The following is a 6,656-nucleotide window of genomic DNA, read 5'->3' as shown; positions in this document are numbered from 1 at the left end:
CTAAAGAAGCGATTCAATCATTTCGGCGGTGAGCCGAAATAGAATGAATCGCGCAAGGCGCGCGAACAAAGGTGAGAAAAGACGGTTCAAAGCCCATCCGCGCGCCACGCCTTAAGAGGGAAATCGTCAAAATGCACTTGTGCGTTTTGACAGGATTTCCCCAGGCGCGCGGACTAAGAACGGGAGTAGAGGCAGCCAATAAAACACCCCAAGGGCGCGCCGCCTAAGCCCGCCCTAAGCCCGCAATAGACAGGCCCACAAAGCCCCCTTGGTCTGACTTTACGCGGGACGCCGATGTGCCATTAAAAGGGACTTTCCCGTACTACTCGGATGGGGTTGTCGGAGAATCTTACGGTGCAGGGAACTACAAAGCCACCAACGGTCGTCTCTACAAGGTAACGGACGACGGCACCGCGGGAACCCCGCTCGCCTGGTACCCCGCCCCGGGCTACCGCGGTCATGCGGATGGCGTGCAGCGTAACGTCGGATACGAGGGTGCGGTCTGGTCTGCGTCGGTGCCCGACGGCAGCACGAACGCCTGGCGTTTGTTGTTCAATGCGGCGTACATGCATCCTTCGACTGCGAACTATCGCGGCGCCGGTTTTCTGTTGCGTTGCCTCTCGGAATAAACGGGGACTGAGAGCTTTCGACAGAACCGATTGGGAACTTAGAACCCGGGCTTAGGCCTATTTTCCTTTAGATTCGCAATTCGAATACTATTCGGCACCGCCCCGGGCTACCGCCATCGGGACACAGGCGCACTGCGTGACATCTGCAACGAAGGTACGGTGTGGTCGGCTTCCGCGGTTGACGGCAGCACGTACGCCAGGCGACTGGTGCTCAGCACACAGAGCCTCAGCACCAGCAGCTCGAACAGCCGCGCCTTCAGTTTTCCGTTGCGCTGCCTCTCGGAATAAACGGGGACTGAGAGCTTTCGACAGAACCGATTGGGAACTTAGAACCCGGGCTTAGGCCTATTTTCCTTTAGATTCGCAATTCGAATACTATTCGGCACCGCCCCGGGCTACCGCCACGCACACTCGGGCGTACCGGTGAGCGTCGGCAACCACGGGTTCAGCTGGTCTTCCACGGTCAGCGGTACCAATGGCATGTACTTGAATTTTTTCGTGACGTGGCTCGGTCCCAGCAGCGCGTACTACCGCGCCTACGGTTTTCAGTTGCGTTGCCTCTCGGACGCACAGCGTCTTCTTGCCCGAAAACAGGCTCTACCCGAACAACGGGCCGCCTCTACCCGAAAACAGGCTCTACCCAAAATACAAGGCCGCCTTTACCCGAAAGCTAACCCAAACAACGGGGCCTCCACCCGAAAGCTAACCCCGGCAATCGACCGCCGCCCCTACCCAGCGCAACGCCCCTCTTTCAGATGCTACATTTGTGATGAAAAAACGCAGAAAATACAGGAAAAACAGCTCGATTCCGCGTCGGTATTGGCTTTGGAGCCTCTTTTGGCTATTTCTGGCGATCCTCGCCATCGCCTGTTCGCACCGGCTGACCCCTCGCCGAGCCCCCTCTTTGTCTGCCCCCTCAGCTTCTCATCGTCCCGCTCCGTCGCCCTCGACATCCTCCAGAGCGTCGGACGCAGCTCCTTCCTCGCCCTCCTTCGTTCCTTCCGCCCACCTCGAACTGCCCGCCCTGGACGCCGCCGACACCCTTATTTACAACACCTCCGGCCGCTACACCTTTTCCTATCGTCCGTCCGGGAAGATCGCGCGTTGGGTCGCCTATAAACTGACCCGCAGCGACCTCTCCGGCGCCGTCGACCGTAGCGACACCTTTGCCCCCGACCCCCGGCTGCGCACCTACGGCTGGCCCTCCGCGACCCATGCCGACTACCGCGGCAGCGGTTACGACCGCGGGCACCTGTTGCCCTCCGCCGATCGCACCGATTCCGAAGCCTCGAATCGTTCCACCTTTCTTTACTCCAACATGGCCCCCCAGCAGCCTCGACTGAACCGCGGCCCCTGGAAACGCCTCGAAGAGCAGCTCCGCGCCCAGACCTCCGATTACGACACCCTTTATATCGTCGTCGGCACCGTGCTGCCGGCTCATCCAGAGACCATCGGCCGTGGCGTCTTCGTTCCCGAGCTCTTTTTCAAAGCCATCGCCCTCCGTCGCGCCGACGTTTTCGAGATGGCCGCGTACGTGATGCCGAACGACGCCGCCTTGCTGACCGGTCGTGATTATACCGAGTTCGCCGTTTCCGTCGATAGTGTGGAACGTTTGTCCGGACTCGATCTTTTTCCCTCTCTTCCCCAGCCGTGACGCGTGTACGTTGATTATTGCTCCGCCACTGCGGCTGTCGTGCGTTTTGGGTTAGAGATGACCAGTAAACCGCCCCGGGCTTCCGCGACTATGGACGAGGTGGTGCTGAAGGTGCAGCCAGATACGTCGGCAGCTATGGTTACAGTTGGTCGTCCGCCACGAACGGTATCTACGGACAGTACTTGGTTTTCAGCGTAACGAGTCTCAGCTCCAGCAACGCGCTCAATCGGGCTTTCGGTTTTCCGTTGCGTTGCCTCTCGGAATAAACGGGGACGAACAGTGTCTTTTGTTGCCAGTCTCTATCCTAATTTGGGTTGAATCTCTGCGATTCGAAGAATCGCGCGGGCCGGACGTCTCCCCACGGGAGGCCCGCAACACGCCGCTCTGCGTCGAGAGTTGCGTTCCGCCCGGGCGTCCGACCCACCTCAAAGCACAGCACCCATTCACCGCCCAAAAGTATCGGATTCGCTCTCAGCCTAATATCTGCTCGCCGCCAGCGGTGAGTGCAACGAGCTCCGTCGAGTTGCAGCCCGCCGCATGGGGTGGCGGCGGACTGCGCGACCCTAAAGGGTCGCAAAAGCTCGGTCAACAGTTCGCCCCGATTCTGTCGGGTTCGTCCTCAGCGCGCCCCCCCACGCGCCAGTGCCTTCGGGCACTCCGATTGGGCAGCCTCTACCCCAACATACAGCTCGCCGCCAGCGGAGAGCAGCAACGAGCTCCGACGAGTTGCAGCCCACCGCGCGGGGTGGCGGCGAACTGCGCGGCTCAAAGAGCCGCAGAAGCTCGGCCCAAAGCAAGACCCAACTCACCGCCCAAATCTCAGCCCCATGCTCGGCCCAGCGCGGCTCGAAAACCGACTACGGTTTTCGAGTCCAAAGAACAATCACAGCCCAAAGCACAGCCCAGTTCTCCGCCCCGTGTCCGCTTCACTGCGGCTCCGCTGTCGCTCCGCCGTTTTTTCGCGCGCCGGGGAAATCTTGTCAAAACGCGCCAGCAAGTTTTGACGATTTCCCTCTTTAGGCGGGGCGCGCGGTCTAAGCACTGTCCCGGCTGGTACTGTTCCTTTTGGCTTCGCGTTGCCTTCGGCTTCCTCGTGCTACCTCGGCATAGCCCGTAAACGGTCTCTGCCCTCGGTACGCTACTCGGTTCCTCCTCGCCGCTCGGCAATTTGCAAACTACGTTTGCATTGCACTCGCTGGCCGCGTCGGTTGTGAACAAAAGGAACCAAAAAAACTTTAGACGGATGCTAACGCATCCTCCAGCTACCGGCGGCCCAATTCTTTGTTCGCGCGCCTTGCGCGATTCAATCATTTCGGCGTGAGCCGAAATAGTTGAATCGCTTCTTAAGGCGTAGCGCGCGTCTGTCCTACGGGAGGGTACTGCCCTCGGGCCGGGCAGGCCCCACGTCCCGTGGACGGGAAATGCTTACGCATTTCCACTGGCCTCCTCGGATTCAAGTTAGGGTAGAGACTGCCGGTTATTTAGGCCGAGGCGGTCATTAAAAGACGCAGTGCGTCCGTTTATTCCGAGAGGCACCGCAACTGAAAACCGTAGGCGCGGCCGTACGCGCTGCTGGGATGAAGGCTCGTCACGTTGAAATTCAAGTACATGCCATTGGTGCCGCTGACCGCGGTAGCCCGGGGCAGCCTCCAAAAATGGAGCGCCACAAACAAAGGCCCCCAAAAAGGCACCCACAAACAAAAACCTCCCGCCCCAAAAAACTCAAAAAGCCTATAAAAAGAAAGGAGGCCCCAGAGAGCCTCCCGATCAAATAGCCTTCCCCTCGAAGACACCCCCTCACACCAGCGCCAGCTTCAAGACCTCCTCCAGCGTCGTGACATAGTGGAACGCCAGCCCCTTGACATACTCCGGCTTGATCTCCTCGATATCCTTCCGGTTCTCCGCACTGAGGATGATATCCGTAATCCCCGCCCGCTTCGCCGCCAGAATCTTCTCCTTCACCCCCCCCACCGGCAACACCTTTCCCCGGAGCGTCGTTTCTCCCGTCATCGCATACCGCGCCTGCACCTTCCGCCCCGAGAAGACCGACGCCAGCGCCGTCACCATCGTGATCCCCGCCGACGGCCCATCCTTCGGAATCGCCCCCTCCGGCACATGGATGTGAATATCGTTCTCCTCGAACAACTCCTGCCGTATCCCCAACTGCTCCGCATGCGCCTTCACCCATCCCAGCGCGATCGACGCCGACTCCTTCATCACATCCCCCAGATTCCCCGTGATAATCAGATTTCCCTTGCCCCGGTTCAGCGACGACTCGATGTAGAGGATATCCCCCCCCACCTCCGTCCAGGCCAGCCCCGTCACCACCCCCACATGCTGATTTCCCTCGTACATCTCGTTCAGGAACCTCGGCACCCCCAGCATCTTCTCCACCCCCTCCGGCGAGACCGTCGCCTCGAACGGCTCCTCCATCCCGATCTCCTTCGCCCTGTAGCGGACAATCTTGGCAATCAGCTTGTCCAGCGTCCTCACCCCCGACTCCCGCGTATACTCCGATACAATCTTCTCGATCGCCCGCTTGCCCAGCTTGAGCTGCTCCGCCGTCACCCCATGCGCCTCCAGCTGCTTCGGCAGCAGATGCCGCTTCACGATCTCCACCTTCTCCTCCAGCAGATACCCCGACACATTGATCATCTCCATCCGGTCGCGCAGCGCCGACGAGATATTCCCTATGTTGTTCGCCGTCGCGATGAACAACACCTTCGAGAGATCGTACTCCGTATCCAGGTAATTGTCGTGGAACGTACTGTTCTGCTCCGGATCCAGCACCTCCAGCAGCGCCGACGCCGGATCCCCGTGATTCGACTGCCCCACCTTATCGATCTCGTCCAGAATAATCACCGGATTCGACGACCCCGCCCGCCGGATCGTCTGCAAAATCCGCCCCGGCATCGCCCCGATATACGTCCGTCGGTGCCCCCTGATCTCCGCCTCATCGTGCATCCCCCCCAGCGAAATCCGCCCGAACTTCCGTTTGAGCGACGCCGCCACCGACTTTCCGAGCGACGTTTTCCCCACCCCCGGAGGCCCGTACAGACACAGAATCGGCGACTTCAAATCCCCCTTCAGCTTCAGCACCGCCAAGTGCTCCAAGATCCGATCCTTCACATCGTCCAGCCCGAAATGATCCGCATCCAGCAGCCGCTTCGCCCGCTTCAAGTCCAGATTATCCTTCGTCACCTCCTCCCACGGCAGCTCCAGCATCAGCTGCAGGTAATTCATCTGCACCGAATACTCCGCCACCGCCGGATTCATCCGATCCAGCTTATCCAACTCCTTGAAGAACACCTCCTTGACCCCCTCGCTCCATTTTTTCGTCTGCGCCTTTTCGCGCAACTCCTCCACCTCCCTTTCCGCCGGATTCCCCCCCAGTTCGTCCTGAATCGTCCGAATCTGCTGTTGCAGGAAATACTCCCTCTGCTGCTGATCGATATCCTCCTTCACCTTGCTTTGGATCTCGTTTTTGAGCTCGATCAGCTGCTGCTCCCTCACCAGAATCTCCAGCAGCTTCCTCGCCCTCGCCACCAGCCCCGGCGCCTCCAGCAGCGCCTGCCGATCCGAATCCGGCAACTCGATATTCGAGCTGATGAAATTGATCAACCCCCTCCTGCTATCGATATTTTTGATCGCGAACGTCGCCTCCTGCGGAATATTCGACGACATCCCGATAATCCTGAGCGCCACCTCCTTGACCGACTCGATCAGCGCATCCAGCTCGATATTCGCCTTCTCCGGCGTGACATCCTTCAGCGGCCTGACACTCGCCCTGAAGAACGGCTCCGAGCTGACGAACTCCTTGATTTCGAACTTTTCCACCCCGTGCAGAATCACCGTCAGGTTTCCGTTCGGCATCTCCAGCACCTTCAGTATCCGTGCCGCCGTCCCCACCGCATAGAGATCCTCCGGCCCCGGATTCTCCACCTCCGCCTCCTTCTGCAACAACGCCCCCAGCATCCCCCCGTTCTCCTCTACCTCCTTGACCAGCTTCATCGACTTTTCGCGCCCCACCGTAATCGGCGTGATCGCCCCCGGGAAGAGCACCGAACTGCGCAGCGTCAGAATCGGCAACAACTCCGGCAGCGTCCCCCCCTGCGGTTCGTCATCCTCCGCCGCCACGATCGGAATCACCTGGCTCTTTCCGTCCAACACATCCGAGATACCCGACAACCGGTCGATCCACGTATTTTGTTTCTTGCTCATAATCAAACCTTTCTGTACTATTTGGCCCACTGCCGCGCAGCGAGGCATTCTGCAAAAATATTAAAAAAACGCCGAACCCCTCCGCTTTATTTTTTGCCACCCCCTCCCCGAAGCGTTCGGTTAATCGGAAACAGTTTTGTAATTTTGTCCCT

At 59.4% G+C, this 6,656-nt stretch carries 3 protein-coding genes; 2 read left to right on the top strand and 1 reads right to left on the bottom strand.

What is annotated here, in order from left to right; all coding sequences use genetic code 11:
- Positions 1-296 precede the first annotated feature (296 nt).
- Positions 297-629, top strand: coding sequence for a hypothetical protein (locus Q9S52_RS05565; protein WP_304708432.1), 333 nt, complete (start codon positions 297-299; stop codon positions 627-629).
- A gap of 769 nt (positions 630-1,398) precedes the next feature.
- Positions 1,399-2,283 (top strand): DNA/RNA non-specific endonuclease, encoded by an 885-nt coding sequence (locus Q9S52_RS05560; RefSeq protein WP_294594957.1) that lies wholly within the window; start codon positions 1,399-1,401, stop codon positions 2,281-2,283.
- Positions 2,284-4,080: 1,797 nt separating this feature from the next.
- On the opposite strand, the gene lon is transcribed toward Q9S52_RS05560, so the two are convergent.
- Positions 4,081-6,504 carry an endopeptidase La gene (gene lon, locus Q9S52_RS05555; RefSeq protein WP_294594129.1) on the bottom strand — a complete coding sequence of 808 codons (2,424 nt, stop codon included), beginning with the start codon at positions 6,502-6,504 and terminating at the stop codon, positions 4,081-4,083.
- Positions 6,505-6,656 lie beyond the last annotated feature (152 nt).

Origin of the sequence: uncultured Rikenella sp., from assembly GCF_948810725.1 — a bacterium.
Taxonomy (GTDB): domain Bacteria; phylum Bacteroidota; class Bacteroidia; order Bacteroidales; family Rikenellaceae; genus Rikenella.
This window is presented reverse-complemented; position numbering and strand designations above follow the sequence as displayed.